Below are 26,458 nucleotides of genomic sequence, written 5' to 3'. Positions count from 1 at the left end.
TCTGTCCCTTCCGCAATACCCTGACAGCTCCCTTGAGCGAACCGCAATCAGGCAGGCCCCACCGCGGGGCCGCCAAACACCCTCCCGAGGCCCGTGGCCTGCTGGAGCGCATGCTGGAGTTCCTGCACCCCGGGCCGGACTCCAAGACCGAACTGATCGAAACTCTGGCCGATGCCGAGCAGCGCGAGCTGATCGAGCCCGAATCGCGCCAGATGCTGGAGGGCGTGCTGCGCATGGCCGAGCTCTCCGCCGGCGACGCCATGGTGGCCGCGCCGCGCATGGACCTGCTGGATATCGACGCGCCCTACGAGGAATTGCTGGGCATCGTCATCGACAGCGGCCACTCGCGCTTCCCGGTCTACGAGAGCACACGCGACAACATCATCGGCATCCTGCTTGCCAAGGACCTATTGAAGATGCAGCGCGCGCCCGAGCTGAACATCCGTGCGCTGCTGCGCCCGGCCGTGTTCGTGCCCGAGAGCAAGGGGCTGAACGAGCTGCTGCGCGACTTCCGTTCCAACCGCAACCATCTCGCCATCGTCATCGACGAATTCGGCAACACGGCCGGCCTCATCACCATCGAGGACGTGCTGGAGGAGATCGTCGGCGAGATCGAGGACGAGTTCGACGAGCAGAACTCCGAGACCGGCCTGTACACGCTGGCCGACGGCAGTCAGCGCGTCGCCGGTGACGCGTCCATCGCGGCCGTCAACGGAGCCTTCGGCCTGGCCCTGCCGGACAACGACTTCGACACCATAGGGGGCCTCGTCGCCCACGAGCATGGCCGCGTGCCCCGCCGTGGCGAGGTGGTGCGCATTGCCGGCCTGGACTTCGCCGTCATGCTGACGCGCGGCGGCGCGGTGCGCTGGTTCAAGGTCACGCGCGCGCCCGCTGACGAGACTGAGGCGTGAGGCCGGCCATTGCCGCCGCGGTCGCGCTGGGCGCCGGCCTGCTGCAGACCGCCTCCTTCGCGCCCACCGACGCCTGGTGGGCGCAGATCCTGGCGCTGGCGCTGCTGTTCGGCGTGGTCCAGCGCGCCACGCCAAAGGTCGCCGCGCTGTGCGGCGCGCTGTTCGGCTTCAGCTGGCTGGCTTCGGGCCTGTGGTGGCTGCACATCAGCATGCACCAGTTCGGCCACATTCCGTCGCCGCTGGCGGCGCTGGCGGTCGGGCTGCTTGCCGCCTTCCTGTGCAGCTACTACGCGCTCGCGCTGGGGCTGACCGCCCGCTTCATCGCGCCCGGCCGCTGGCGGCTGCTGGCGCTGGTGCCGGCGTGGCTGCTGGCCGAACTGGCGCGGGCCACCTGGTTCAGCGGCTTCCCATGGATCGCCTCGGGCTATGCACACACCGTCGGCCCACTGGTCGGCTGGGCACCCTGGATCGGCGTCTACGGCATCATCGCGCTGGCCGCGCTCGCCGCCGCCGGCCTGGTGCTGCTGAAGGAGCGCGCTTGGACCTGGGGCCTGCCGGCGGTGTTGCTGCCGCTGGCCGGGCTGCTGCTGCCGCAGGACTTCACGACATCGACCGGCCGCGTCGCGCTGTCGTTGGTGCAGCCCAGCATTCCGCAAGACCAGAAGTTCGACGCCCAGCGCTTCGCCACCAACCTCGGGACGCTGGCCGGCCTCATCGATTCAGCGCGGGGCCAGGTCGTCATCACACCCGAGTCCGTCGTGCCGTTGCCGCTGGTGGACTTGGACCCGGCGACGCTGCAGCACCTGTCCCGCCCCGACCGCCCGGCGCTGCTGGGCGTGTTCCTTGGCAATGCGGACGAGGGCTTCGTCAACTCCGTCATCGCACTGGGCAGCGACTACCACTATGGCAAGCGCCACCTGCTGCCCTTCGGCGAGTTCATCCCGCCGGGCCTCGGCTGGTTCGTGCGCGCGATGAACATCCCGCTGGACGACCAGGCCCGCGGTCAGCACCAGCGCGCCTGGTCCGTGGCCGGCCAGCGCTTGAGACCGCTGATCTGCTACGAAGACCTGTTCGGCGAGGACATCGTGCAGAGCGCCGTCGGTGCCGACGCCGCGACCGTGTTCGTCAACGTCAGCAACCTCGCCTGGTTCGGCACCGTGATGGTCCAGGACCAGCACCTGCAGTTCTCGCAGATGCGCGCGCTGGAGTTCCAGCGCCCGGTCGTGCGCTCCACCAACACTGGCGCTACTGCAGCTGTGGACCACAGAGGCCACGTCACCGCGCGCATGCCGTCGCTTGAGCGCGGCGTTCTGGAAGTGACCGCCGAAGGCCGCACCGGCACCACCCCTTACGCGCGCTGGCTGGCCGCGATGGGCCTGTGGCCGCTTTGGCTCGCGGGCGCCGCCACGCTGCTGCTGCTCGCGATGGGCCAGCGACGCCACGCACCGAAAGCCGCATGAAACACCTGCCCCTGATCGGCCGCATCGCGGCCTGCGTCGCCGCGACCATGGCGTGGCCCGCGCTGGCCGCCGATGCCGCGCGACCGCTGCCCGAGATCTACCGTGCCACGCTGCCCTGCCTGGCCCATGTCTTCCAGATGCCGACCGGTGAGCGCCGCGACCCGTTCAACGACCTGTTTCGCGACAAGCCCGCGCCGCGCGCCAAGACAGAGCCGACGAAGACGCTGGAGAGCCGGCGGGAGTTGCCCAACGGCCTGGGGCTGATCTGGGGCGACGGCAGCCTGGTGCTGACGGCGGAGTTCCTCGTGACGAATGGCAGCCCCGAAGAGCTGACCCGGCGCGAATTCGTGCTCGAGGCCGCCGACGGACGCCGGCTGGAAGCCCGGCTGCAGGCCATCGACCGCAGCAGCGGCATCGCGCTGCTCAAGACCCAGGCGCCCCTGGGCCCGGCCTGCCGCTTCGGCGACTCCAGTGCGCTGGAGGTCGGCCAGGCCGTCGTCGCCATCGGCAATGTGCGCGGCCTGCGCCTGTTGATGTCGGCGGGCATCGTCAGCGCATTAGGCCCGACCGATCCGTTCGAACTGAGTGGCGGTGAACCGGCCATCATGACGACGACGGCATCAGGCCCCGGCATGGCCGGGGGGCCGTTGCTGGACCTGCAAGGCCGCGTGATCGGCATGCACCAGGCCATGCTGGTGGGCAACCAGGGCGCCGAAGGCGTGTCGGTGGCCCTGCCCATCCAGCGCGCGCTGGCCGCCGCCGACGAGTTGTTGCGCCATGGCAAGGTCCAGCGCAGCCGGCTGGGCCTGCAGGCCGAGGACGAGCGCCTGCCGGTGGGCAAGGCTGCTCTGCTCGAGGCCCGGCGCACGCCCATCATCGGCAGCCTCCTGGCCGGCAGTCCGGCCGAGCGAGCCGGCCTGCGCGAAGGCGACCGGCTGATCGCCATCGACGGCCAGCCGCTGGCGGACACAGCCGATCTGCGCCGCCGCGTGAACGCCACACGCCCGGGCACCACGCTGCGCGTCGAATTCGAGCGCGACGGCGCCCGCCGGACCGTCTCCATCACCACCGAAGCGGCCAGCGGCGACTGAGGAATGCGGCCCAATAGAATCGGCCACCCCTCATCTGTCTGATCCCATGCTGACCTTCCAGCAAATCATCCTGACGCTTCAGGACTACTGGTCCAAACAAGGCTGCGCGCTGCTGCAGCCCTACGACATGGAAGTCGGCGCCGGCACCAGCCACACCGCCACCTTCCTGCGCGCCCTCGGCCCCGAGCCCTGGAAGGCCGCCTATGTGCAGCCCAGCCGCCGCCCCAAGGACGGCCGCTACGGCGAGAACCCCAACCGCCTGCAGCACTACTACCAGTACCAGGTCGTGCTGAAGCCCGCGCCGGCCAACATCCTGGAGCTGTACCTCGGTTCGCTGGAAGCGCTGGGCTTCGATCTGAAGAAGAACGACGTGCGCTTCGTCGAGGACGACTGGGAGAACCCGACGCTCGGCTGCTGGGGCCTGGGTTGGGAGGTCTGGCTGAACGGCATGGAGGTGACGCAGTTCACCTACTTCCAGCAAGTAGGCGGCATCGACTGCAAGCCCATCACCGGCGAGATCACCTACGGGCTGGAGCGCCTGGCCATGTATCTGCAGGGCAAGGAGTCGGTCTACGACCTGGTCTACACCGACGGCCTGACCTATGGCGACGTTTTCCACCAGAACGAGGTGGAGCAGAGCACCTACAACTTCGAGCACAGCGACGTGGACTTCCTGCTCAGCGCCTTTGCCGCGCACGAAAGGAAGAGCCAGGAACTGATGGTCGAGAAGCTGGCCCTGCCCGCCTACGAGCAGCTGCTGAAGGCCGGCCACAGCTTCAACCTGCTGGACGCCCGCGGCGCGATCAGCGTGACCGAGCGCGCCGCCTACATCGGCCGCATCCGCAACCTCGCGCGCGCCGTCGCGCAGAGCTATGTCGAGAGCCGCGCGCGTCTGGGCTTCCCGATGGCGCCGAAGGCCTGGGCCGATGAGGTCGTGGCCCAGATCGAACTGAAGAACAAGAAGGCGGCCGCGTGATGTCCAACCTGCTCGTTGAACTGTTTGTCGAAGAGCTGCCGCCCAAGGCGCTGAAGAAGCTGGGCGAGTCGTTCGCCGCCGTGCTGGCCGACAGCCTGAAGGCGCAAGGCCTGGCTGCAGCCGACGCCGCCGTCACGTCGTTCGCATCGCCACGCCGCCTGGGCGTGCATGTCGCGAGCGTCGCGCCCAAGGCCGCCGACAAGGCCGTGCAGCAGAAGCTGATGCCCGTCGCCGTGGCCCTCACCGCCGATGGCCAGGCCACGCCCGCGCTGCTGAAGAAGCTCGCGTCCATCGGCGCCGGCCCCGAGGTCGTGCCGCAGCTGAAGCGTCAGCCCGACGGCAAGGCCGAGGCGCTGTTCTGGGACAGCGTGCAGCCGGGCGCCACGCTCGCGCAAGGCCTGCAGAAGGCGCTGGACGAGACGCTGGCCAAGCTTCCCATCCCCAAGGTCATGACCTACCAGCTGGCCGACGGCTGGACCGACGTGAAGTTCGTGCGCCCGGCGCACAGCCTCATCGCGCTGCATGGTGCCGACGTCGTGCCCGTCCAGGCCCTGGGCCTGACCTCCGGCCGCACCACGCAAGGCCATCGCTTCGAGGCCGCGCAGGCCACGATCAGCGTCGACACCGCCGACAGCTACGCTGCGCAGCTGTCCGAGCAAGGCGCCGTCATTGCCAGCTTCGCCGAGCGCCGCGCCGAGATCTCGCGCCAGCTCAAGGGCGCGGCCGATGCGCTGAGCCTGACGCCCATCGACGACGATGCGCTGCTGGACGAAGTGACCGCGCTGGTCGAGCGCCCCAATGTGCTGACCTGCGCCTTTGAAGCCGAGTTCCTGGCCGTGCCGCAGGAGTGCCTCATCCTGACGATGAAGGCCAACCAGAAGTACTTCCCGCTGCTGGATGCCGCCGGCAAGCTGACGCGCCATTTCCTGGTCGTCAGCAACATCGCGCCCGCCGACGCCAGTGCCGTCACGCAAGGCAACGAGCGCGTCGTGCGCCCACGCCTGGCGGACGCGAAGTTCTTCTTCGACCAGGACCGCAAGAAGAAGCTGGAAGATCGCGTGCCGGGTCTTGCCAAGGTGGTGTACCACGGCAAGCTGGGCAGCCAGGGCGAACGAGCCGAGCGCGTGCAGGCGATCGCGCATGCCATCGTCAACCAGCTCAGCATGGCCACGCTGCCCTACACGGTGGAGGCCGACGACGAGTTCAAGGTGCTGGACAGCAAGGTCAAGCAGGCGGCGATCCTCGCCAAGTGCGACCTGCTGACCGACATGGTGGGCGAGTTCCCCGAGCTGCAAGGCATCATGGGCGGCTACTACGCCCGCCACGAGGGCCTGCGCGACGGCGTGGCCATCGCCATCGAGGACCACTACAAGCCCCGCTTCGCCGGCGATGCGCTGCCGCGCAACCACACCGGCACGGTCGTCGCGCTGGCCGACAAGCTGGAGACGCTGGTGGGCCTGTTCGGCATCGGCCAGCTGCCCACCGGCGACAAGGACCCGTTCGCGCTGCGCCGCCATGCGCTGGGCGTCATCCGCATCCTCGTCGAGAAGAACCTGCCGCTGGAACTGCCGGCGCTCATCGACGCGGCCGTGCCGGCGTTCGGTGAGCTGATCACGAATCCTCGTGACGCGCTGCTGACCTTCTTCGCCGATCGCCTGGCCGTCTCCTTGCGCGACCAGGGCTACAGCGCGCAGGAAGTGGATGCCGTGCTGGCGCTGAACCCCACCCGCCTGGGCGATGTGCCCAAGCGCCTGGTGGCGGTGCGCGCCTTCGCGGCGCTGGCCGAGGCCGCGTCGCTGGCCGCCGCCAACAAGCGTGTCGGCAACATCCTGAAGAAGGTTGAAGGCGAGCTGCCCACCGAGGTGAAGCCCGAGCTGCTGCAGGAAGCCGCCGAACAGGCGCTCGCGAAAGCCATCGCCGACGTTCAGCCGCAGGCCGACACGCTGTTCGAGCAGCATGACTACACCGGCTCGCTGAAAGCCCTGGCCGCGCTGAAGGCGCCGGTCGACGCGTTCTTCGACGACGTGATGGTCAACGCCGAGGACCCGGCGCTGCGCGCCAACCGCCTCGCGCTGCTGGGCCGGCTGCATGGCGCGATGAACCGGGTCGCCGACCTGTCCCGCCTGGCGACATAAACCATGCGCGCCGACCACGCCCACGGCATGAAGCTCGTCATCCTTGGCCGCGACGGCACGCTCAACCGCTACCGCGACGACCACGTCAAGGCGCCCGAGGAGCTGGACCTGCTGCCGGGCGCGACGGAAGCCGTCGCGCGGCTGAACCATGCGGGCTGGCACACGGTACTGGCCACCAACCAGGCCGGCATCGGCCGCGGGCTGCTGGACATGGCGTCGCTGAACGCCGTGCACCTGCGGCTCAACCAGCTGCTGGCAGAGAAGGGTGGGCGCCTGGACGCCGCCTTCTTCTGCCCGCACACGCCCGAGGAAGGCTGCGACTGCCGCAAGCCGCTGCCCGGCCTCATCCAGCAGATCGGCGAGCGCTTCGACGTCGAGCTGCCCGAGGTCCACATGGTGGGCGCGTCACTGACCGACCTGCTGACGGCCAAGGCCGCCGGCTGCATTCCCCATCTGGTGCTGACCGGCCCGCTGGGCTACCTCGATGCCGGCCAGCTGGCCGAGCTGCTGGTGGAGGTGCCGCATGCGCGCGTGCACGACGACCTGGCGGCCTGCGCCGAAGCCATCGTCCAGGAGGAGCGCCGCCGCGTCGCCGAGCAGCGCGGCCAGACCCTCGCCCCCGACACCCAGGCCGGAGACCTTCTGTAAATGTCCACGTTGTTGAGCGCCATCCGCTCGCTGATCTTTGTCCTCGTCCTCATCGTGACGGTCATTCCCTGGGCGATGGGCGTGCTGGTGCTGTCCATCTTCCGCCGTGGCGACCCGATCTACTGGGCCTGCGCCAACTGGCTGAAGATCGCCATCTGGAGCGCGCGCTGGATCTGCGGCATCCGCTGGCGCATCCAGGGCATGGAGAACCTGCCGCCCGCCGAGGACCGCACCGCCGGCGTCGTGCTGCTGTCCAAGCACCAGAGCACCTGGGAGACCTTCGCCTACCCGGCGCTGCTGAGCCACCCGCTGGCCTATGTCTTCAAGCGCGAGCTGCTGTACGTGCCCTTCTTCGGCTGGGCGATGGCGCGCATGGACATGATCCACATCGACCGCGGCCGCCGCACCGAGGCCTGGAACAAGGTGCTCAAGCAGGGCAAGCGCCTGGGCGCCCAGGGCAACTGGGTCATCATGTTCCCCGAAGGCACGCGCATCGCGCGCGGCGAAGTGGGTGAGTACAAGACCGGCGGCACGCGCCTGGCCATCGAGGCCGGGCTGCCCGTCGTGCCCATCGCCGCGACGGCCGCGCGCTGCTGGCCGCGCAAGAGCTTCCTGCTGCGCCCCGGCGTCGTGGACATCTCCATCGGCAAGCAGATCCGCCCCGAGGGCCGCGAGCCGGGCGAGCTGATGCGCGAGGTCAAGGACTGGATCGAGAGCGAAATGCGCCGTCTCGATCCGGAGGCCTACCGCAACCCTCCGCCCGCCGGCCTCGCCGGGACCGCCAACCAACACTGAACCCCATGCCCGCCAAGCGCCCGGCTCCACTCCTGCAGGACAGCCAGCTGTCGCTGTTCGACGTGGAGCCGGAGATCACGCCCGCCGAGCCCGGCGCGCCGCGCTCGCGACGCGAGCTGTGGCTGGGCCAGCACCGCGTGGGCTACGAGCTCAAGCGCGCGCGGCGCCGCTCCATCGGCTTCGTCGTCGGGCCGCAAGGCCTGCGCGTCAGCGCGCCGCGCTGGGTGCCCATCGCCGAGATCGAACGCGCGCTGCATCACAAGGGCGACTGGATCCTGCGCAAGCTGGTCGAGCAGCGTGAGCGCCAGCAGCGCATCCAGGCCTCGCGCATCGAGTGGCTGGACGGCGGCCGCCTGCCCTACCTGGGCGAGGCGCTGACGCTGGTGCTGGCGCCCGCCGAGCGCGAGGTCGTGTGGGATGCCGCCACGCGCCAGTTGCGCCTGCCGCTGCCCTCCGGCGCCTCGGCCGAGCAGGTGCGCGACCTGGCGCAGTCCTGGCTGCAGGCGCGAGCCAAGGAAGACTTCCTGCCTAGATGCCGGCAGTTCGCCGAGCGCCTGGGCGTGACGATGAAGACGCTGCGCCTGTCGTCGGCGCAAACGCGCTGGGGCAGCGCCAGCGCCGACGGTTCCATCCGCCTGAACTGGCGCCTCATCCATTTCGCGCCGGCCATCATCGACTACGTGGTGGCCCATGAACTGGCCCACCTGCGCGAGATGAACCACAGCCCGGCCTTCTGGGACACCGTGCGCTCCGTGCTGCCGGACTTCGAGCGCTCGCGCGATGCGCTGCGCGAGGAGTCCATCGTCGTGCAGTGAGCCGCGGCTTGTGAATATTCCCGCGCCGGCATGGCCCGCGCGGGCTCACATTCAGCAACACTCTCGTACATCGCTGTCACACAGGTACCCCAGGGCCGGCAACGCCGGTGGGAGCGAAGGTACCGAGCTAAGCAAGGACGCCGCTGACGATACTCATCGTCAGCGGCGTTTCCATTTGCGCCAATGCGGTGCGCGGTCGACGCACAATCGGCCGACAGTGCCCCAGCTCCCGACGCCCAGGTCGCCTCACCCACCGCATTGCCTGCCATGGTGAAGCGCCGACTCCTGCTGCAGACCCCGCTGCTCGTGGCGCCCGCCGCCCGGGCGGCTGAGCCCACGCGCGTGGTCTACCCGGCCCCGGAATCACCGCTGGACACCCGCTCGCACGACCTTGTGGCGCTGCTGCGCACCACCCTGCAGCGCACCGAAGCCAGCCACGGCCCGTTCGAACTGCTGCCGGCGCCCACCTCCTCCAGCGAAGACCGCCAGCTGATCAACATGGAACAGGGGCGGCTGCCCAACATCGTGTGGGCCTCCAGCACGGTGGAACGCGAGCAGCGGCTGCTGCCGATACACATCCCGGTGCGCCGAGGCCTGCTGGGCTTCCGGCTGCTGCTGATCCACCGGGACCGCCAGGCCGCGCTGCGCCGCATGCGTACCGCGGCCGACCTGCGGGCCTACTCGCTGGGCCAGGGGCCCAACTGGCCGGAAACGCAGATGTTTCGGCAGATGGGTTTCCAGGTGCAGACCGGCAGCTACGAGGCCTTGTTCCGCATGTTGATCAACGGGCGCTTCGACCTGTTCCCGCGCGGCGTCAACGAGGTGTTCGGCGAGTTCGCGGCCCGCCGGGCGGAGCTGCCAGAGCTGGCCGTCGAGGACTCCCTGGTGCTCCACTACCCGCAGGCCTACTACTTCTTCGTCAGCCGCAGCAACCCGGGCCTGGCCGAGCGCGTCGAGAAGGGGCTGCGCCTGATGTTGCAAGATGGTAGCTTCGAGGCGCATTTCTGGCATCACCACGGCGATGCGATCCGGCAGGCACGGCTGTCCGAACGGCGGCTGCTGAAGCTGCACAACCCGCTGCTGCCGCCGGGCACGCCGCTGGGCGACACCCGGCTGTGGTTCGCCCCGAAGACCGATCAGCCGCCGCGGAAGCGGTAGACGCCGTCGGCGCCCAACTCGCGCTGCAACTCGCCCTTCAGCCACAGCGCATGCAGATGCGCAATCGCCTCGCCCATCGCGAACGTGGTCTGGTGCAGGTCCAGCTTGCGCTTGAACAGCACCGACAGCAGCCCGGCCGCATGGGTGGGCTCGGCGCGGCAGGCGGCCATCACCTCGGCCAGGCGCTCGTCGTGGTGTTCCTGCAGCTGATCGATGCGCGGGTGCAGGCCCGTGAACGGCTTGCCGTGTGAGGGCAGCACCAGCGTGTCGGCCGGCAGCTCCAGATAGCGCAGCAACGACTGCAGATACAGCGTCAGCGGGTCGGCCTCGGGCTCCACGTCCACGACGGACACGTTGGTCGAGATGCGCGGCAACACCATGTCGCCGGAGATCAGCAGCTTCGCCTCCTCGCAGAACAGGCTGATGTGCTCGGGCGCATGACCGTAGCCGGCGATGCAGCGCCAGGTCCGCCCACCGATCTCCACCTCGGTGCCGTCCATCAGCCGGCGGTAGCTGGACGGCACCACCGGCACCATCTTGGGGTAGTAGTCAGCGCGTGCGCGGATCTTGTCCAGCGAGTCGGGATCGGTGAGCCCATGGCTGCCGAAGAAGGCCGCCGCCGACGCGCCACCCATGCCCACCGTGGAGCTGCTGGCCAGCCGCGCGAGGTTGAAGTCGGTCGCGCTCATCCACAGACGACAGTTCCATTTCTCGGTCAGCCAGTGCGCCAGGCCCAGATGGTCGGGGTGGAAATGCGTGGCCATCACGCGCAGCACCGGCAGGCCGTCCAGCCGTTCGGCAAAGACCTTGTCCCAGTTCGCGCGCGTGTCGTCGCTGGCGATGCCGCAGTCCACGATGGTCCAGCCCTCGCGGCCGTCGATGCGGTCGCGCAGCAGCCACAGGTTGATGTGATCCAGCGCAAACGGCAGGCCCATGCGCACCCAGCGCACGCCGGGCGCGAGGTCCAGCGCTTCGCCGGGCTGGGGCAGGGTTTCGCCCAGGGGGTAGTGAAGTTCGGACTCTCTCGGATTGCCCATAGCGGTAGGGGTCTGTTCAGACGGTAGGAGTGGGTGCGAGAGGGTCTGCGCGGGTGCAGGGCCAGGCGTGCGACGCCGCCTGGGCTCATGCCCAGGCAAGGCGCGCAACGACGCCATGCGCCCGCGCGGACCCTCTCCCGAAGGGTTGTCACTCAAAAGCCCGCGCGCGGCGTTGCGAAGTCTCGCTGGGGATCACCCCAGCTTCGACCCCGCGCCTTGCTCGCGGGCTTTTGAGTGGCAACGCATCCCACTCCTACCGTCTGAACAGACCCCATTAGACTGACGTTTACGTCAAGTCAGTTTAGCCATGCCCTCCCGCAAGTCTGTCCCCGCCGCGACCGAAGCGACCTTCACGATCACGCAGCTCGCCGCCGAATTCGACATCACGCCCCGCGCGATCCGCTTCTACGAGGAGGCGGGCCTGCTGGAACCGGGCCGCAAGGGGCGCAACCGCGTCTACAGCCCGCGCGACCGCACGCGACTGAAGCTGACGCTGCGCGGCAAGCGCCTGGGACTGGCGCTGCAGGAGATCAAGCAGCTGGTGGACATGTACGACAGCCAGGCCAGCGCGGCGCCGCAGCTGCGCGCCTTCCTGGCCATCCTGGCCCAGCACCGCGAGCAGTTGGAGCAGCAGCGTGACGACATCGAGGTCACGCTGGCAGAGATCCAGCAGCACGAGAAGCGCTGCCGCGCGCTGCTGGGCAAGAGCTGATCCGCTCGACCAAAGCGTTTGAAAATGCACATTCCGCGGGGAAAGCCCTCTGCTTGAGGGCTTGCGCGGCTGACTAGAGTTCGGCCTCCCGACCCCTCCCCAGAACACGCTTTCAACGGAGTCGTCTGTTGTGAACAAGCCCGGATCGCGCCCGCCGCAGGCGTTGACCCTGACCGCGCTGGCCTGCGCCCTGATGCTGACGCTGTCGGCACCGCCCGCTGCCGCCCAGACCGAGCCCGCCAAGCCGAGCGCCGGCCTGGAGCGCGCGCAAAAGGCGGCCGACGCCGTCTTCCACTGGATCAAGCTGAACGGCGAAAAAGGCGCGAACCGCCAGAACCCGCCGCCCGCACCACCGCCACCGCCTCCTCCCGCGCCGGCTGCGCGCAAGGCGGTTGCCGCGGCGCCCCGGCCCGCTCCGACACCGGCGCCGCAGCCGGCACCCGTCGCCGTCGCGGCCACGGCGCCCGAGCCCGCACCCGAGCCGGTCGTGGTGGCCGCTCAGCCTGAGCCGGAACCCGAGCGCGCCCCGGTGATGCTGGCCGCCGCCGCGCCCACCCCCACGCCGGCCGCCCCCATGGCCGCCGCGGCCCGTGCGGTGGAGCCGCCACCGCCGCCCGCCGAAGTGCCGCTGAAACTGCTGGTCAAGGTGGAACCCACCATCCCGCGCCAGCTGGCCCAGCAGAACTTCCGCAACGGCTTCGCCCAGGTGCAGTTCACCGTGTCGCCCGACGGCTCGGTCAGCAAGGCGCAGGTCATCAAGGCCAGCCACAACCGGCTGGGCAACGCCGCTGTCGACGCCGTCAAGCAATGGCGCTTCGCGCCGCTGCCTCAGGCACGCGAGGCCGCGGTGGAAGTGGCGTTCAACAACGTCGACGAGTGAGGTCGCCCTAGGCCGGCGGCGTCGGGCAGCTCTCCAGCAGCGCTGACATCGCCTCCAGGAACACCCGGGTGCGCAGCGGCATCAGCCGGCGCTCCGGGAACACGGCCCAGGCCGTGGAGCCGGGCAGGTGCCAGTCCGGCAGCAGGCGTTGCAGGCGGCCCAGCTCCAGCGAGTGCTGCACCATCAGCCGGTCAACGCCGGCGATGCCCACGCCGCGCAGCGCCATCTGCGCCAGCACGCTGGGCGAGTTGACCAGCGTGCGCTGCATCGGCTTCACGACCACCGGCTCGCCGCCGTCGCGCGCCAGCCGCCAGGGCACCGTCTCGCCCGTGCGGCTCAGCAGCATCAGCCCGTGCATGCTCTCCAGCGCCTGCGGCAGCATGGGCTCGCCGACGCGGGCCAGGTAGTCGGGCGATGCGTACAGACCCCAGTGCGTCGTCGCCAGCCGGCGCGCGGCGAGCTGGCTGTCCTCGTCGAGCGCGCCCATGCGGATGGCCAGGTCAAAGCCCTCGCCGATGATGTCCACCCGCCGCGGCGTCAGGTCCAGCTCCAGCTGCACCTCGGGGTAGTTGATCGCGAACTCGGCCAGCATGCGCGACGCCACCTGCTCGGCGAAGTCCGCCGGCATGCTGACCCGCAGCCGCCCGCTGGGCTTGCTCTGGCGGTGCAGCGCCAGCGCCAGCGCGCCGTCTACCTCGGCCGCCACCACCCGCGCATGCTCCAGCACACCGGCGCCGAAATCCGTCAGCGCCAGCTTGCGCGTCGTGCGCTGCAGCAGCTTCTCGCCCAGCCGCGTCTCCAGCGCGGCGATGCGCCGCGACACGGTGCTCTTGGGCCAGTGCACCCGCTCGGCGGCGCGGCTGAAGCTGCCGGCCTCCATGACACGGGCAAACAGCAGCAGGTCGTCGGCATCAGGCTCCATCAATCCCTCTATTGATCCATTGACGGAACAATCTTATGCAATTCGGCGACTTCTGGTGTCGAGGTAGCAATCCTAGAGTTCATTCCATCGCAACCGACCTCTCACCGGAGTCCCAGATGAACATCCTGCAAATCAACGCCAGCGCCCGCCGTGCCACCGATGCCGAGGGCTCGGTCTCCACCCGCCTGGCCAACGAACTGAGCGCCGGCCTGCGCGCCGCCCATTCCAACGCCACCGTCACGGTGCGCGACCTGACGCTGACGCCCCAGCCCGTGCTGGACGAAGTCGCGCTGGGCGCCCTGTTCACGCCGGCCGACCAGCGCACGCCCGAGCAGGCCGCCCGCGTGGCCCTGGACGACGCGCTGATCGCCGAGCTGCAGGCCGCCGACACCATCGTCATCGGCGTGCCCATGTACAACTTCAACGTCACGGCCCAGTTCAAGAACTGGATCGACGCGGTGGCACGGGCCGGCGTGACCTTCAAGTACACCGAGAAGGGCCCCGTGGGCCTGGTGACGGGCAAGAAGGTCTACATCGTGACCAGCCGCGGCGGCATCCACCGCGACCAGCCCAGCGACCAGATGACGCCCTATCTGCGCACCGTGCTGGCCTTCCTGGGCATGACCGATGTCGAGTTCGTCTACGCTGAGGGCATGGCCTTCGCCGCCGAACAAGGTCTGGCCAGCGCCCGCTCGCAAATCACCCAACTCCTCGCCGCCTGACCCCCACCGAAAGAGAGCCATGAGCACCGTCGCCACTTCCCTTCTGAACCAACCGCGCGAGGTCGAACGCCTTGTCGCCGGTCAGCCGACCAGCGACGGTGCGGGCGTCAAGTTGAACCGCGTGTTGACGAACCAGCTGCAACGCCGGCTGGATCCCTTCCTGATGCTGGACCACTTCGGCACGGACAACCCGGACGACTACATCGCCGGCTTCCCTGACCATCCGCACCGCGGCTTCGAGACCATCACCTACATGCTCAACGGCCGCATGCGCCACCGCGATTCGGCCGGCAACGAGGGCCTGATCTCAGACGGCGGCGTGCAGTGGATGACCACCGGCCGCGGCGTCATCCACAGCGAGACGCCGGAGCAGAACGAGGGCCGCATGGCCGGCTTCCAGCTGTGGCTGAACCTGCCGGGCAAGGCCAAGATGTGCGAGCCATGGTACCGCGACATCACCGCGCCAGAGGTGCCCGAGTTCGAGCACAACGGCGTGAAGGTGCGCGTCATCGCCGGCGCCAGCCACGGCGTGGCCGGTGCCGTGCAGCGCGATGCCACGGAGCCGCTTTACCTGGACCTGCACTTCGCGCCCGGCGCCCGCTTCGAGCAACTGCTGCCGCCCGAGTTCAACGCCTTCGCCTATGTCTATGAAGGCGGGCTGAAGTTCGAATCCGGCTGCCTGGTGCCGACCGGCCGCATGGCCATCCTGGCCAACACGCCGGGCAGCGACGGCGTGCGCCTGCAGGCCGGCGAGCAGCCGACCCGCGCGCTGCTGATCGCCGGCAAGCCGCTGGGCGAGCCCATCGCGCAGTACGGCCCGTTCGTCATGAACACCGAGGCCGAACTGGTGCAGGCCGTACGCGACTTCCAGTCAGGCCGCTTCGCTTGAAGCCACGCATGCCGGGCCCACAATGCCCGGCATGAAGCCCGCCCCTGTGCCGTCGCGTTGACATGGACCGCCTTCAGGCCATGGAGGTGTTCGTCGCCGTCGTCGACCACGGCGGCTTCGCCAGCGCAGCGCGCAAGCTGGACCTGTCGGCCCCGGTCGTGACCCGCGCCATCGCCGAGCTGGAAGCCCGGCTGGGCGTGACGCTGCTGACCCGCACGACGCGCCAGGTGCGCGTGACCGAGGCCGGTGCCCGCTACGCCGACGACTGCCGGCGCATCCTGGCCGACGTGGGCGAGACCGAGAGCGCCACCAGTGGCAGCCGCAGCCGCGTGCAGGGCACGCTCAGCGTCACGGCGCCGGTGCTGTTCGGCAACCTGCATGTGACGCCCATCGTCACCGACTACCTGCGGCGCTACCCGGACGTCGACGCGCACTGCGTGTTCGTGGACCGCGTCGTCAGCCTCATCGACGAAGGCCTGGACGTGGCCGTGCGCATCGGCGAACTGCCGGACTCGACGCTGCGCGCCGTCGCCGTGGGCCGCGTGCGGCGCATGCTGGTCGCGTCGCCGGCCTACCTGGCCGCGCACGGCAGCCCGCAGCGCCCCGACGACCTCGCCCAGCACACATTGATCCAGCCCACCCAGGTCGCGCCCTACCCCGAATGGCGCTTCGCCGAGGGCGGCCGGCCGCTGGTAGCGCGCATCCGGCCCCGGCTGCGCACCACCACCAACGACTCGGCTCGCTCCGCCGCGCAGGCGGGCCTGGGGCTGACGCGGCTGCTGAGCTACCAGGCCGCCGACGCACTGGGCCGCGGCGAGCTCGTGCCGCTGCTGCAGGACTTCGAGCCGCCGCCGCTGCCGGTCAACGTGGTGCACCACGAGGGCCGGCACATGACACAGAAGGTGCGCGCGTTTGTCGACCTGGCGGTGGAGGCGCTGCGGGCCAACCCCACACTCCGCTAGACGTTCTGCGGCGCCCAGTCGCGAAAGCGCCAACGCAGCGGCAGCGCATCGCGCAGCCAGAAACCCTCGTCGAGATGGAAGCGCCATGCACGCTCGGCGCGATCCAGCGCGGCGACATCCGGGCCGCCCCAGACGATCTCCGCGCGGCCCGTCAGCGTCAGCAGGTCGCCGCGCTCGAAGTCGATGAACAGCAGGCCCGCGCGGCCATCGGCCTGCAGGTTGCCCAGCGTCATGAACATGCGGTTGCCGGAGTAGTCGGGCACCAGCAGCGTCCGTTCGTCCTGCTGCACGACGAAGCCGGCGGGGCCGCCGCGGTGCGACACGTCGGCACCCGCCTCGCCCGCATGCGACGCGACGAACAAGGTGTCGGCTGCGGCGACCAGCCATTCCGCGTCGCCATCCAACTGCGCCACATGCTCGATGGCGCGCGGCTGCGTGTCGGCGGCGTCGCGCACCCAGTCGAACTCGCGGCCCTGGATGTATTGCGGGCAGTTGCCCACGGTCTGCTGCACGCGCAGGCGCAGCCCCTCGGGCCCGGCCGCCTGCAGCTGGCCGTTGACGCGGTTGCGCCGCCGCGTGTGCAGCTCGATGCCCAGCAGGCCCAGCGGCGCGCCCGCCGTCAGGCCGGCTGCGGCCGGGTCGCCGGCGATGGGCGTGGTGGCGAAGTCCAGGTGCCGGTCGTCCGTCGCCTTCACAAAGCCGGGCCGCCCGACCAGTACCGTGGCCCAGGGCCGGCCGGCGTCGTCAACGCTACCGGCCAGCATGAAGGGCAGTTGCTCGTAGAAGCGCTGGTGCTGCTCGGGCATGTGGTCGCGCACGACGCGCGTGCCAATCTCGTGCATGCGCTCGGCAACGCCTAGACGGGCTTGCACGGCCACCTCACCGGCATGGAAGGGCTTGTTCATGGTCAGGCCGCCGCGCGCAGGCCGGCTGCGGTGGTCTTGAACGGCACGAAGCCGGACAAGGCTTCGATGCGCGCCAGCCAGGCCCGCAGCGCCGGGTAGGCGGCCAGGTCCACATTGCCCTCCGGCGCGTTGACGATGTAGCTGTAGCCGGCGATGTCGGCCAGCGTGGCATGGTCGCCGACGAGGAAGGGCCGGCGCGACAGCTCGCCCTCCATGACCTTGAACAGCCCGTGGGCGCGGGCGATGACCTCGTCGGCATCGAAGCGCGCGCCGAACACCGTGACCAGCCGCGCCGCGGCCGGGCCGTAGGCGATCAGGCTGGACGCCACCGACAGCCAGGCCTGCACCGCCGCGCGGCCGGCGGGGTCCTGCGGCAGCCAGCGGCCCGCGTCGTCGTACTTGCTGGCGAGGTAGATCAGGATGGCCGTGCTGTCCCAGACGAAGTGGCCGTCATCGTCCAGCAGCGGCAGCTGGCCGAACGGATGGCGGGCGATGAACTCGGGCGTCTTGTGCGCGCGAGCGGCGAGGTCCACGTCGATGAGTTCATGCGGGAGGCCCAGCAGGGACAGCGCGAGTTCCGCGCGGTGGGCATGGCCGGACAGAGCATGGCGGTAGAGCTTGAGAGGCATGGAAGGCTCCGTTGAAGACGGCTTCACTGTGCCCAGCCACGCGCTGCCGCGAAACGGCGGCGGCCGCAAGTCATTCTTTCCGCCACCGACCACAATGCGCGCCATGTCAGACGCCCGCCGCCACAGCCCCGCCGCCGAACGCAACGGCCCACCCATCCTCGCGGAGCTGCAACGTCTGCTGCCGCCCACCGGCGTGATGCTGGAGATCGCCAGCGGCACCGGCCAGCATGCGGCCTTCATCAGCGAAGGCCTGCCCGGCTGGCAGTGGCAACCCAGCGACTACGAGGCCGCATCGCTGCCATCCATCGCCATGTGGTGCGAGGGACTGGAGCGCGTGCGGCCACCGGTCATGCTGGATGTGCTGTCGACGCACTGGCCCGCGCCGCAGGTGGATGCCATCTACTGCGCCAACATGATCCATATCGCGCCCTGGGCCTGCACTGCCGGCCTGATGCAGGGCGCCGCGCGCCACCTCGCGCCGCAAGGGCTGCTGCTGACCTACGGGCCCTACCTCGAGGATGACGTGCCCACCGCGCCCAGCAACGCAGCCTTCGACGCCGACCTGCGCGCCCGCAATGCCGACTGGGGCATTCGCCGGCTGGCCGATGTGGCGGCGCAAGCCGCTGCTGCGGGCTTCACGCTGCGCGAGCGCATCGCGATGCCGGCGAACAACCTGCTGCTCGCGTGGAGTCGAGCCAGCACCTAACGCCGATTCACATCGTCATCCGCCCCCAGCCCGGCGGCGAGGTGGTCGCCAAACGTCCTGACCTTGGCCGACGCGCGCCGCTGCGGCGGGCTGACCAGCTGGATGGGCACCGCGGGGCTGGCCCAGCCCGGCAACACACGCACGATGTCGCCGGCCGCCACCTCGCGCTCGAAAAGCCAGTCCGGCGCGAATGACAGGCCCATGCCGGCCTGCACCGCTTCGCGGATGGCCTCGCCGCTGTTGGTCTGCAGGTTGCCGCCCACCTGCACCGACACCGGCTCGCCGTGACCGTCCTCCCGCTCCAGCGTCCAGGTGTCGCGCGTCTGCAGCTCGCTGTAGACCAGGCAGTTGTGCGCCGCCAAATCGGCGGGCATGTACGGCTCGCCATGCTGCTGCACATAGCTGCGTGACGCATAGATGCCGCGGCGCATCGTCGCGATGCGCCGCGACACCAGGCTGGAGTCCGGCAGCTCGCCGATGCGCACCGACACGTCGATGCCCTGCTCGATGAGGTCGATGAAGCCGTCATTGAGCCGCAGGTCCAGCCGCAGCCCCGGGTGCTGGGCCAGGAAGGCACGCACCAACGGCATCAGCTTCAGCCGCCCGAAGCACACCGAGCAGGCCACGCGCAGCTGGCCCTGCAGCCGGTGCTCGCCCTCGCGCAACTCGCTCTCCGCCTCCGCCACCTCGGCCACCAGCCGGCGCGCCTGGTCCACATAGCGGGCGCCGGCGTCCGTCAGCTTCAGCAGGCGGGTGCTGCGCACCAGCAGGTCGGCGCCCAGTTGGCGCTCCAGTGCCGCCACCTGCTTGCTGACCGCACTCTGCGTGCTGCCCAGCTCGCGCGCGGCCGCCGAGAAGCTGCCCATTTCCACCACGCGCACCAGCGTCTGCATGGCCTGCAAGCGGTCCATTCACCACCTCATCAATTCCTCATTGGAATGAATGTTAGGCGCGCGGCCAGGCTTCCGGCCAGAACAGCCATGAATGACAGTGGCTCCGTCTAGGTTTTCTAACGGGATTTCTGCCATGACCTCGCCCCAAGTCGTTCTCATCACCGGCGCTCTCACCGGCATCGGCCGCGCCACCGCGCTCGCCTTCGCCAAGGAAGGCGCCCAACTCGTCGTCAGCGGCCGGCGCGATGCCGAGGGCGAAGGCCTCGCCACCGAACTGGAAGCCCTGGGCGTGCGCGCCGCCTACATCCGCGCGGACGTGCGCCACGAAGCCGAGGTGCGCTCGCTCATCGAGCAGACCCTGGAGCGCTTCGGCCGGCTGGATGTGGCCGTCAACAACGCGGGCATCGAGGGCGACTTCGGCCCCATCAGCGACACCACCGAGGCCAACTACGAGGCGGTGTTCGACACCAATGTGCGCGGCGTCGTGTACTCGCTGAAGCACGAGCTGCGCGCGATGCAGGCGCAAGGTGGCGGCAGCATCGTCAACGTGTCATCGGTGCTGGGCCGCGTGGGCTACGCCGGCTTCGGCGTCTACACGGCCAGCAAGCATGCAGTGGACGGCCTCACGCGCACCGCGGCGCTGGAAGGCGCGGCGTTTGGCGTGCGCGTCAACGGCGTGGCGCCCGGCCCGGTGGAAACGCCCATGCTGAACCGACTGACCGGCCACGACGAGAACGCCAAGGCGCAGATGATGGCCGGCATGGTGGGCAAGCGCGCCGCTGATCCCGACGAGATCGCCCAGGCCATCGTCTTTCTGGCCAGCAACCGATCGCGGTTCATGACGGGGGAGACGGTGGCCATCGACGGCGGGCATTCGGCGGGGTGAGCCCGATGCCCGAAGTCAGTCCTTCCGCCCGGCGCCCAGATACGTCTCGATCACCCGCGGATCCGCCGCCAGCTGATCCGCCGGCCCGCTGAGGCCGAACTCGCCGGTCTCCAGCACATGCCCGTGGTCCGCCACGCGCAGCGCGGCGCGGGCGTTCTGCTCGACCAGCAGGATGCTGACGCCACTGCGGCGCAGGTCGTCGACGATGGCGAAGATCTCGCGCACGATCAGCGGGGCCAGGCCCAGGCTGGGTTCGTCCAGCATCAACAGCTTGGGCTGCCCCATCAGCGCGCGGCCCAGCGCCAGCATCTGGCGTTCGCCGCCGGACAGCGTGCCCGCGGCCTGCCTGCTGCGCTCCTTCAGCCGCGGGAAGCGGGTGTAGACGCTGTCCAGCCCGTCGCGCCACCTGGCGTTGCCCAACTTCTTGGGCCGCCAGCCGCCCAGCAGCAGGTTGTCTTCCACGGTCATGGTGCCGAACAGCTCGCGCTTCTCGGGCACCAGCGCCAGGCCGGCCAGCACGCGCTCTTCCAGCGTCAGCTTGGCGATGTCCTCGCCCGCAAAACGCAGGGTCTGGCTGCGCGACGGGATCAGCCCCATCAGCGCGCCCAGCAGCGTGGACTTGCCGGCGCCATTGGGGCCGATGACCGTGACGACGCTGTTCTGCTGCGCGACCAAGCTCAGCCCATGCAGCACTTCCGCGCGGCCATAGCCCGCGTGCAGATCCTTGACTTCAAGAAGCGCACTCATTCATCCGCTCCCAGGTACGCCGCGCGCACGGCCGGGCTGGCCTGCACTTCGGCCGGCGTGCCGTCCATCAGCCAGCGGCCGAACTCCATGACGACGATGCGGTCGGTCAGCTTCATGACGAAGTCCATGTCGTGCTCCACCAGCAGCAGCGACAGGCCCTCGGCCTTCAGCTGCCGCAGCACCTCGGCGAGCGCTTCCTTCTCCTTGTGGCGCAGGCCGGCGGCGGGTTCGTCCAGCAGCAGCAGCGACGGGTCGCTAGCCAGCGCGCGGGCGATCTCCACCAGCCGCTGCGGGCCCAGTGCCAGGTTGCCCGCCAGCTCGTGCGCCTGGTCGGCCAGGCCGATGCGCTTCAGCTGGCGCAGCGCCTCGGCACGGGCCTGCATCTCCTCGGCGCGGTCCAGGCCCAGCATCGCGGCGACGGTGCCGCTCTTCGTGCGCAGGTAGCAGCCCAAAGCGACGTTCTCCAGCACCGTCATGTCGGGCACCAGCTTCACGTGCTGGAAGGTGCGAGACAGGCCGGCGCGGGCAATGTCGCGGCTCTGGCGGCCATCCACGCGTTGGCCCAGCAGCTCGACCTCGCCGCTGGTCAGCGGCAGCACGCCGGAGACCAGGTTGAAGGTGGTGCTCTTGCCGGCGCCGTTGGGGCCGATCAGGCCGACGATGTCGCCCGCGCTGATCTTGAAGCTGATGTCGTTGACGGCCACCAGGCCGCCGAACTCCTTGCGGATGGCGCGCACGTCCAGCAACGATGTGCCCGGCCGTGGATGGCTGCGCGCGCTCAGGCGCGGTGCGTTCTCGTCCACCGGCTTCACGCCGCGCGACGGCAACCACCGCGCGATCAGCGGCCACAAGCCATCCGGCGCAAAGCGCAGCACCAGCACCAGCACGATGCCGAACACGATGATTTCGTAGTTGCCGCTGCCACCGAAGATCATGGGCAGCCAGACCTTCAACTGGTCCTCGGCCAGCTTCACCAGCGCCGCGCCGGTGAACGCGCCGCCCACGGTGCCGATGCCGCCCACCACGGCCATGAACAGGTACTCGATGCCGAACTTGATGCCGAACGGCGACGGGTTCACGCTGCGCTGCATGTGCGCGTACAGCCAGCCCGACACCGACGCCAGCAGCGCCGCGATGACGAACATGACGAGCTTGTAGCGGAAGGTGCTGGCGCCCATGGCCTCGGGCATGGTGGCGCCGCCGCCGCGGTTGGTGTTGAGCGCGCGCATGATGCGGCCCGGCCGCGAGTCCAGCAGCCGCGTGACCGCCACGGCGGCCAGCAGCGCGACCAGCCAGATCAGCCAGTAGATGCGGCGCTCGCTCTGGAAGCTGAACTCGCCGATCTGCACCGCTGGCAGCCCCAGCAGGCCGTCGTACTTGCCCAGCACCTCCAGGTTGCCGATCAGGTAGTACAGCGCCAGGCACCAGCAGATGGTGGCCAGCGGCAGGTAGTGGCCCGACATGCGCAGCGTCAGCACGCCGATCAGCAGCGCCAGCACCAGCGTGATGGCCAGCCCCGCCACCAGGCCCAGCCACGGCGACAGGCCCAGCACCGTGCTCAGGTAACCCGTGGCATAGGCGCCCACGCCCGCGAACGCGGCCTGGCCGAAGGACGTGAGCCCGCCCACGCCGGTGAGCAGCACCAGGCCCAGCACGACCAGCGAGAACAGGCCGATGTAGTTCAGCTGCGTGATCCAGAAGTCCGGCACCGGCAGCAGCGGCAGCAGCAGGACCACGACGGCGGCCACGGCCGCAAGATGGGAACGCTTCATCGTCATCAGTGTTCTTCGTGGTGCGGGTCCACAAAGGAGCGCCACAGCAGGATGGGCAGGATCACCGTGAACACGATGACCTCCTTGAACGCACTGGCCCAGAACGAGCCGAAGCTCTCGATCAGGCCCACGCCGATGGCACCGGCCAGCGCCATCGGAAAGCTGGCCAGGCCGCCGAACACGGCGGCGACGAAGCCCTTCAGCCCGATCAGGAAGCCGGTGTCGTAATAGATGGTGGTGGACGGCGAGATCAGCAGCCCCGACAGCGCACCGATGAAGGCCGCCATCGTGAAGCTCAGGGAACCTGCCGCGTCACCCGAGATGCCCATCAGCCGCGCGCCGGTGCGGTTGACCGACGTGGCACGCAGCGCCTTGCCCATCAGCGTGCGCTCGAAGAACACGAACAGCGCGACGATGAGCGCGATGGACGCCGCGAAGATGATCAGCGTCTGGCCCGTGAAGCTCAGCGGGCCCACATCGAAGCGCGCATCCCAGAACGCCGGCGTGCGATAGCCCTCGGCGCCGAAGAACACCAGGCCGATGCCGGTCAACGCGAAATGCACGCCCACCGACACGATGAGCAGCGTCAGCACGCTGGCCGCCGACAGCGCGCGGTAGGCCACGCGGTACAGCAGCGGGCCCATTGCGGTGACCAGGGCCAGCGTCAACAGCACCTGCACGAACAGAGGTAGCTGCTGCGAGGCCACTTGCTTCGTGAGCCCCGCGATCATCAATGGCGGTGTCACGGCTGTGATCACTCGCATGACGATGCGCTGCACTGACCAGCGCTCACGAACCGCCTGAATGCCATCAAGCACGGCACCAGCGACAACAAGCATCACCAGCACCCACACCGTACCCGGCACCTGGCCCGCCTGCAGCGCCGCCAAGGTCAGCGCGCCAAAGGCAACGAACTCGCCCTGCGGAATGAAGATGATGCGGGTGACCGAAAACACCAGCACCAGGGCCAGCGCGACGAGGGCGTAGATGGCCCCGTTGGTCAGCCCGTCCAGGCCCAGGATGGCGGCAATCGTGAGGTCCATGGCGACTCAACTGCGAGTGAGCGGCCATGGTAAGCCGATTTGCCGACCGAGCGGTCGGGGTATTTCCCCAGCGACAAAAAAGGCGCCCCGCGATGGGGCGCCTTGGCTATCACGCGTCGCGATATCAGCTGGAGACGACCAGCTGGTTGTTGACGTGCTTCACGCCGTCCACGGCGGAGGCCAGCGTCGTCGCGCGTTCGCGCGATTGCGCGTCGGGCGCCTTGCCGGTCAGCGTGACCATGCCTTCGCGGGTGTCGACATTGATTTGCGTGGCCTTCAGCTTGTCGTCGGCTACCAGCGCGGCGTTCACCTTCGCGGTGATGCCCACGTCGTTGGTGGCTTGCGACGCATCAGCGGCGGCACGCTCGGCCGTGGCCTCGGCGCTGGCCATGGCTTCCTTGGCGTCCTGGCGCGTTTCGGCGGCAGCTTGCTTGGCGTCGGCGACGGCACCGTCCAGGCGCTGGCCCGCGGTCATGTCTTCTCCCTGCTTGCTGCAGGCGGTCAGTGCGGCGGCCAGGGCCACGGCGGACAGCAGGGAGATGCGTTTGGTAGTGGTGGTGGACAACATGAGGCTTCCTTTCGGGGGTTCCGGGGATGGGGCCTGGGAGGCCGGTGACTCCACTTTGGACGCTGCCGGCGGCGCGGTGTTTCAGTCCACGCGCCGACCGCGTGTCGGACCATGCCGACAGCCCCACGTCCTACAGCCACCGCATGTGCCGTCCCACGCAGGGCCGCCCCGGGCGTGTCCAGCATGTGGGCATGAAGACGAAACGCATCGTCCTAGCCACCGGCGGCGTGCTGCTGCTGACGGCGATCGCCGTCGCCGTGCTGGACTGGCAGGGCTGGCCGGGCCTGGCGCCGCGCCTCGCCGAACGCGCCGGCCACGGCCTGCAGGTCGACGGCGGCACGCGCGTGCACCTGATCTGGAACCCGCGCCTCGCGTCACCGCAGCTGCGAGTGCTGGCCGCCGACGGCCAGCCGCTGGCCGACGCACGTGACGTGCAGCTGGCCTGGCGCTGGAGCGACATCTGGGCCTGGCATCGCGGCGGCGAGCCCCTGCGGCTGCGCCGCGTGCAGGCCGAGTCGCTGGCGCTGGACTGGCAGCGCGACGCGCAGGGCCGCACGCCGTGGCCGGTGCAGCCGCGCGGCGGCGACCGCACGCAGCCCACGCCCATCCCGAAGATCGACGAGCTGGTCATCCGCAACGGCACCGCCAAGCTGGACGACGCGCCGGTGCAGCTGAAGGCCGATGCGCGCTTCTCCACGCAGGCCGACGGCCGCTGGAAGGCAGGCATGCAAGGCCAGCTGCGCGGCCAGCAACTCAAGCTGGAGGCCGAAGCCGACCAGGGCCTGGCCCTGCTGTCCGCGCCCGAAGCCGGCCAGCCGCCAGTGAAGCTGCGCGCCGAGCTGAGCCACGGGCCCGAGCGGCTGGCCTTCAACGGCACGGCCGCGTCGCTGCTGGATGCGCGCGCGCTGGACGGTCAGCTGCAGGTGCGCGGCCGCTCGCTGGCCGCCGTCGGCAAGCCCTTCGGCGTGACGCTGCCCACCACGCCGGCCTTCGATCTCGCCGGCCGGCTGCAGCACGCGTCCGGCTTGTGGCAGCTGGGCGGCGTCAAGGCACGCATCGGCGACAGCCGGCTGGGCGGCGACTTCGCGTTTGACACCCGCCCCGCGCGCCCGCAGCTCACCGGCACGCTGCGCGGTGGCCCGCTGCGGCTGGCCGACCTGGGCCCCGCGGTCGGTACCGACAAGGAGCCCGCCCGCCCGGGCCGCGTGCTGCCCGACCGCAAGCTGGACATCCCGTCGCTGAAAAACATGGACGCGCGCGTCGCCATCGCGCTGACGCAGCTGGACCTCGGCACCCAGACCCTAGAGCCGCTGGCCCCCGTGAACGCGAGCCTGGTGCTGGAGGGCGGCGTGCTGACACTGAACCAGCTGAACGCCGGCATCGCCGGCGGCGAGGTGACCGGCCAGGTACGGCTGGATGCGCGCAACGACACGCCGCTGTGGCAGGCCAACCTGGGCGTGCGCGGCATGGCCGTGGAGCGCTGGCTCAAGCCCGACGTCAAGCCGTTGACCGACAGCCCCATCACGGGCCGCATGCAGGGCGACCTGAACGTGCAGGGCCGCGGCGCCAGCATGGCGGCGCTGCTGGGCAGCCTGGACGGCCCGGTGCGCGTGCGCATCGAGAACGGCAGCCTGTCCCACCTGTTGACCGAGGCCGTCGGGCTGGACGTCGCGCAGGGCCTGGGCCTGCTGTTCCGCGGTGACAAGAACCTGCCGCTGCACTGCGCGCGCGTGGACGGCCGCTTCCAGGCCGGCGTGCTGCGCCCGCGCACGGCGGTCGTCGACAACAAGGACAGCCGCCTGGACCTGGATGGCCGCGTCAGCCTGTCCAACGAGACGCTGGACCTGCGCGTGGTGGCCAAGCCCAAGGACTTCTCGCCGCTGTCGCTGCGCGCGCCGGTGCGCGTGCAGGGCACGCTGGCCGACCCGCGCGTGGCGCTGGAAGGCAAGAAGCTGGCCGGCCGCGGCGTCGCTGCCGTCGCGCTGGGCACGCTGGCCACCCCTGCCGCCGCGCTGCTGGCCTTTGTGGACCCGGGCGAGGACGTGCCGCCGGTGGATTGCACACTGACTCCGAGGGCCAGCGAACCGCCGCGCGCCGCGGCTTCCATAGACCGGAAGAAGGGTTGAGGTAGTGAGCCGCATGCCGAGCGCCGGGCCGCTCCCAAGCCGGCCGGCGGGCGATGTGCTCGCGGCTCAA

26 protein-coding genes are annotated in these 26,458 nt (G+C 69.9%); 17 read left to right on the top strand and 9 right to left on the bottom strand.

Annotation, left to right across the window (positions count from 1 at the left end):
- Positions 1–32 precede the first annotated feature (32 nt).
- The 9 genes from J2X21_RS10385 (at position 33) to J2X21_RS10345 (ending at position 9,989) form a co-directional block, all read left to right on the top strand.
- Positions 33–911: an HlyC/CorC family transporter gene (locus J2X21_RS10385; RefSeq protein ID WP_310328100.1), complete on the top strand. Its 879-nt coding sequence runs from the start codon at positions 33–35 to the stop codon at positions 909–911.
- On the top strand, positions 908–2,371 hold the full coding sequence (gene lnt, locus J2X21_RS10380) for an apolipoprotein N-acyltransferase (protein WP_310328098.1): 1,464 nt from the start codon (positions 908–910) through the stop codon (positions 2,369–2,371). Before J2X21_RS10385 ends, lnt begins: the two co-directional genes overlap by 4 nt.
- Positions 2,368–3,462, top strand: a complete 1,095-nt coding sequence (locus tag J2X21_RS10375) for a S1C family serine protease (protein WP_310328095.1) — start codon at positions 2,368–2,370, stop codon at positions 3,460–3,462. Before lnt ends, J2X21_RS10375 begins: the two co-directional genes overlap by 4 nt.
- A gap of 46 nt (positions 3,463–3,508) precedes the next feature.
- A complete protein-coding gene (gene glyQ, locus J2X21_RS10370) occupies positions 3,509–4,438 on the top strand; it encodes a glycine--tRNA ligase subunit alpha (RefSeq protein WP_310328093.1) in 930 nt (309 codons plus the stop codon).
- The gene (glyS, locus tag J2X21_RS10365) at positions 4,438–6,573 is read left to right on the top strand and encodes a glycine--tRNA ligase subunit beta (protein WP_310328091.1); all 2,136 of its coding nucleotides are present in this window, start codon (positions 4,438–4,440) and stop codon (positions 6,571–6,573) included. Before glyQ ends, glyS begins: the two co-directional genes overlap by 1 nt.
- A gap of 3 nt (positions 6,574–6,576) precedes the next feature.
- Complete coding sequence (gene gmhB, locus J2X21_RS10360; RefSeq protein WP_310328090.1) at positions 6,577–7,221, top strand: D-glycero-beta-D-manno-heptose 1,7-bisphosphate 7-phosphatase; 645 nt, start codon at positions 6,577–6,579, stop codon at positions 7,219–7,221.
- Positions 7,222–8,016, top strand: a complete 795-nt coding sequence (locus J2X21_RS10355; RefSeq protein WP_310328087.1) for a lysophospholipid acyltransferase family protein — start codon at positions 7,222–7,224, stop codon at positions 8,014–8,016. It abuts the gene before it with no gap.
- 5 nt (positions 8,017–8,021) lie between these two features.
- Positions 8,022–8,831 (top strand): M48 family metallopeptidase, encoded by an 810-nt coding sequence (locus J2X21_RS10350; RefSeq protein WP_310328084.1) that lies wholly within the window; start codon positions 8,022–8,024, stop codon positions 8,829–8,831.
- Between the two features lie 270 nt (positions 8,832–9,101).
- Positions 9,102–9,989 (top strand): amino acid ABC transporter substrate-binding protein, encoded by an 888-nt coding sequence (locus J2X21_RS10345; protein WP_310328081.1) that lies wholly within the window; start codon positions 9,102–9,104, stop codon positions 9,987–9,989.
- Here the strand turns inward: J2X21_RS10345 and J2X21_RS10340 are convergent.
- Positions 9,968–11,026 carry an MBL fold metallo-hydrolase gene (locus J2X21_RS10340; protein WP_310328078.1) on the bottom strand — a complete coding sequence of 353 codons (1,059 nt, stop codon included), beginning with the start codon at positions 11,024–11,026 and terminating at the stop codon, positions 9,968–9,970. The genes J2X21_RS10345 and J2X21_RS10340 overlap by 22 nt on opposite strands.
- 307 nt (positions 11,027–11,333) lie before the next feature.
- Here J2X21_RS10340 and J2X21_RS10335 point away from each other — a divergent pair, with 307 nt between their 5' ends.
- Positions 11,334–11,738 (top strand): MerR family transcriptional regulator, encoded by a 405-nt coding sequence (locus tag J2X21_RS10335; protein ID WP_310328076.1) that lies wholly within the window; start codon positions 11,334–11,336, stop codon positions 11,736–11,738.
- Positions 11,739–11,868: 130 nt separating this feature from the next.
- On the top strand, positions 11,869–12,618 hold the full coding sequence (locus tag J2X21_RS10330) for an energy transducer TonB (RefSeq protein ID WP_310328074.1): 750 nt from the start codon (positions 11,869–11,871) through the stop codon (positions 12,616–12,618).
- A gap of 7 nt (positions 12,619–12,625) precedes the next feature.
- On the opposite strand, the gene J2X21_RS10325 is transcribed toward J2X21_RS10330, so the two are convergent.
- Positions 12,626–13,540: a LysR family transcriptional regulator gene (locus J2X21_RS10325; RefSeq protein WP_310328072.1), complete on the bottom strand. Its 915-nt coding sequence runs from the start codon at positions 13,538–13,540 to the stop codon at positions 12,626–12,628.
- Positions 13,541–13,656: 116 nt separating this feature from the next.
- On the opposite strand from J2X21_RS10325, the gene J2X21_RS10320 reads away from it, so the two are divergent.
- The 3 genes from J2X21_RS10320 to J2X21_RS10310 all read left to right on the top strand — a co-directional run bounded on the left by J2X21_RS10320 (position 13,657) and on the right by J2X21_RS10310 (position 16,113).
- Positions 13,657–14,262: an FMN-dependent NADH-azoreductase gene (locus tag J2X21_RS10320; RefSeq protein ID WP_310328071.1), complete on the top strand. Its 606-nt coding sequence runs from the start codon at positions 13,657–13,659 to the stop codon at positions 14,260–14,262.
- A 19-nt stretch (positions 14,263–14,281) separates the two neighbouring features.
- Positions 14,282–15,151 carry a pirin family protein gene (locus tag J2X21_RS10315; RefSeq protein ID WP_310328069.1) on the top strand — a complete coding sequence of 290 codons (870 nt, stop codon included), beginning with the start codon at positions 14,282–14,284 and terminating at the stop codon, positions 15,149–15,151.
- 62 nt (positions 15,152–15,213) lie between these two features.
- On the top strand, positions 15,214–16,113 hold the full coding sequence (locus J2X21_RS10310) for a LysR family transcriptional regulator (RefSeq protein ID WP_310328067.1): 900 nt from the start codon (positions 15,214–15,216) through the stop codon (positions 16,111–16,113).
- Here the strand turns inward: J2X21_RS10310 and J2X21_RS10305 are convergent.
- Together J2X21_RS10305 and J2X21_RS10300 are read right to left on the bottom strand one after the other, a co-directional pair.
- Entirely contained in the window at positions 16,110–17,018 is a 909-nt protein-coding gene (locus J2X21_RS10305) for a pyridoxamine 5'-phosphate oxidase family protein (protein ID WP_310328064.1), read from the bottom strand. The two genes, J2X21_RS10310 and J2X21_RS10305, sit on opposite strands and share 4 nt — an antisense overlap.
- A 2-nt stretch (positions 17,019–17,020) precedes the next feature.
- Positions 17,021–17,647, bottom strand: a complete 627-nt coding sequence (locus J2X21_RS10300) for a glutathione S-transferase family protein (protein WP_310328061.1) — start codon at positions 17,645–17,647, stop codon at positions 17,021–17,023.
- 103 nt (positions 17,648–17,750) lie between these two features.
- Between J2X21_RS10300 and J2X21_RS10295 the strand changes: the two genes are divergently transcribed.
- A complete protein-coding gene (locus J2X21_RS10295) occupies positions 17,751–18,353 on the top strand; it encodes a DUF938 domain-containing protein (protein WP_310328059.1) in 603 nt (200 codons plus the stop codon).
- Here the strand turns inward: J2X21_RS10295 and J2X21_RS10290 are convergent.
- Positions 18,350–19,264 (bottom strand): LysR family transcriptional regulator, encoded by a 915-nt coding sequence (locus J2X21_RS10290; protein WP_310328057.1) that lies wholly within the window; start codon positions 19,262–19,264, stop codon positions 18,350–18,352. The genes J2X21_RS10295 and J2X21_RS10290 overlap by 4 nt on opposite strands.
- Before the next feature lie 115 nt (positions 19,265–19,379).
- Here J2X21_RS10290 and J2X21_RS10285 point away from each other — a divergent pair, with 115 nt between their 5' ends.
- Complete coding sequence (locus J2X21_RS10285; protein WP_310328055.1) at positions 19,380–20,132, top strand: SDR family NAD(P)-dependent oxidoreductase; 753 nt, start codon at positions 19,380–19,382, stop codon at positions 20,130–20,132.
- 15 nt (positions 20,133–20,147) lie between these two features.
- Here J2X21_RS10285 and J2X21_RS10280 read toward each other — a convergent pair whose 3' ends face one another.
- The 4 genes from J2X21_RS10280 to J2X21_RS10265 all read right to left on the bottom strand — a co-directional run bounded on the left by J2X21_RS10280 (position 20,148) and on the right by J2X21_RS10265 (position 24,262).
- Positions 20,148–20,879: an ABC transporter ATP-binding protein gene (locus J2X21_RS10280; protein ID WP_310328054.1), complete on the bottom strand. Its 732-nt coding sequence runs from the start codon at positions 20,877–20,879 to the stop codon at positions 20,148–20,150.
- Positions 20,876–22,651 carry a branched-chain amino acid ABC transporter ATP-binding protein/permease gene (locus tag J2X21_RS10275; protein ID WP_310328053.1) on the bottom strand — a complete coding sequence of 592 codons (1,776 nt, stop codon included), beginning with the start codon at positions 22,649–22,651 and terminating at the stop codon, positions 20,876–20,878. The genes J2X21_RS10280 and J2X21_RS10275 overlap by 4 nt, the downstream gene beginning before the upstream one ends.
- 5 nt (positions 22,652–22,656) lie before the next feature.
- The gene (locus tag J2X21_RS10270) at positions 22,657–23,694 is read right to left on the bottom strand and encodes a branched-chain amino acid ABC transporter permease (protein WP_310328050.1); all 1,038 of its coding nucleotides are present in this window, start codon (positions 23,692–23,694) and stop codon (positions 22,657–22,659) included.
- Positions 23,695–23,818: 124 nt separating this feature from the next.
- On the bottom strand, positions 23,819–24,262 hold the full coding sequence (locus J2X21_RS10265) for a BON domain-containing protein (protein WP_310328048.1): 444 nt from the start codon (positions 24,260–24,262) through the stop codon (positions 23,819–23,821).
- Between the two features lie 191 nt (positions 24,263–24,453).
- On the opposite strand from J2X21_RS10265, the gene J2X21_RS10260 reads away from it, so the two are divergent.
- Positions 24,454–26,388, top strand: a complete 1,935-nt coding sequence (locus J2X21_RS10260; RefSeq protein WP_310328046.1) for an AsmA family protein — start codon at positions 24,454–24,456, stop codon at positions 26,386–26,388.
- Positions 26,389–26,458: the final 70 nt, after the last annotated feature.

Source organism: Roseateles asaccharophilus, assembly GCF_031458115.1.
GTDB lineage: Bacteria > Pseudomonadota > Gammaproteobacteria > Burkholderiales > Burkholderiaceae_C > Pelomonas > Pelomonas asaccharophilus_A.
This window is presented reverse-complemented; position numbering and strand designations above follow the sequence as displayed.

Excerpts from the sequence above, each read along its gene's own strand:
- J2X21_RS10375 (WP_310328095.1), top strand. The coding sequence starts at position 2,368 with ATGAAACACCTGCCCCTGATCGGCCGCATCGCGGCCTGCGTCGCCGCG.
- glyQ (WP_310328093.1), top strand. The coding sequence starts at position 3,509 with ATGCTGACCTTCCAGCAAATCATCCTGACGCTTCAGGACTACTGGTCC.
- glyS (WP_310328091.1), top strand. The coding sequence starts at position 4,438 with ATGTCCAACCTGCTCGTTGAACTGTTTGTCGAAGAGCTGCCGCCCAAG.
- gmhB (WP_310328090.1), top strand. The coding sequence starts at position 6,577 with ATGCGCGCCGACCACGCCCACGGCATGAAGCTCGTCATCCTTGGCCGC.
- J2X21_RS10355 (WP_310328087.1), top strand. The coding sequence starts at position 7,222 with ATGTCCACGTTGTTGAGCGCCATCCGCTCGCTGATCTTTGTCCTCGTC.
- J2X21_RS10350 (WP_310328084.1), top strand. The coding sequence starts at position 8,022 with ATGCCCGCCAAGCGCCCGGCTCCACTCCTGCAGGACAGCCAGCTGTCG.
- J2X21_RS10340 (WP_310328078.1), bottom strand. The coding sequence starts at position 11,026 with ATGGGCAATCCGAGAGAGTCCGAACTTCACTACCCCCTGGGCGAAACC.
- J2X21_RS10335 (WP_310328076.1), top strand. The coding sequence starts at position 11,334 with ATGCCCTCCCGCAAGTCTGTCCCCGCCGCGACCGAAGCGACCTTCACG.
- J2X21_RS10325 (WP_310328072.1), bottom strand. The coding sequence starts at position 13,540 with ATGGAGCCTGATGCCGACGACCTGCTGCTGTTTGCCCGTGTCATGGAG.
- J2X21_RS10320 (WP_310328071.1), top strand. The coding sequence starts at position 13,657 with ATGAACATCCTGCAAATCAACGCCAGCGCCCGCCGTGCCACCGATGCC.
- J2X21_RS10315 (WP_310328069.1), top strand. The coding sequence starts at position 14,282 with ATGAGCACCGTCGCCACTTCCCTTCTGAACCAACCGCGCGAGGTCGAA.
- J2X21_RS10310 (WP_310328067.1), top strand. The coding sequence starts at position 15,214 with ATGGACCGCCTTCAGGCCATGGAGGTGTTCGTCGCCGTCGTCGACCAC.
- J2X21_RS10305 (WP_310328064.1), bottom strand. The coding sequence starts at position 17,018 with ATGAACAAGCCCTTCCATGCCGGTGAGGTGGCCGTGCAAGCCCGTCTA.
- J2X21_RS10300 (WP_310328061.1), bottom strand. The coding sequence starts at position 17,647 with ATGCCTCTCAAGCTCTACCGCCATGCTCTGTCCGGCCATGCCCACCGC.
- J2X21_RS10295 (WP_310328059.1), top strand. The coding sequence starts at position 17,751 with ATGTCAGACGCCCGCCGCCACAGCCCCGCCGCCGAACGCAACGGCCCA.
- J2X21_RS10290 (WP_310328057.1), bottom strand. The coding sequence starts at position 19,264 with ATGGACCGCTTGCAGGCCATGCAGACGCTGGTGCGCGTGGTGGAAATG.
- J2X21_RS10285 (WP_310328055.1), top strand. The coding sequence starts at position 19,380 with ATGACCTCGCCCCAAGTCGTTCTCATCACCGGCGCTCTCACCGGCATC.
- J2X21_RS10280 (WP_310328054.1), bottom strand. The coding sequence starts at position 20,879 with ATGAGTGCGCTTCTTGAAGTCAAGGATCTGCACGCGGGCTATGGCCGC.
- J2X21_RS10275 (WP_310328053.1), bottom strand. The coding sequence starts at position 22,651 with ATGAAGCGTTCCCATCTTGCGGCCGTGGCCGCCGTCGTGGTCCTGCTG.
- J2X21_RS10270 (WP_310328050.1), bottom strand. The coding sequence starts at position 23,694 with ATGGACCTCACGATTGCCGCCATCCTGGGCCTGGACGGGCTGACCAAC.
- J2X21_RS10265 (WP_310328048.1), bottom strand. The coding sequence starts at position 24,262 with ATGTTGTCCACCACCACTACCAAACGCATCTCCCTGCTGTCCGCCGTG.
- J2X21_RS10260 (WP_310328046.1), top strand. The coding sequence starts at position 24,454 with ATGAAGACGAAACGCATCGTCCTAGCCACCGGCGGCGTGCTGCTGCTG.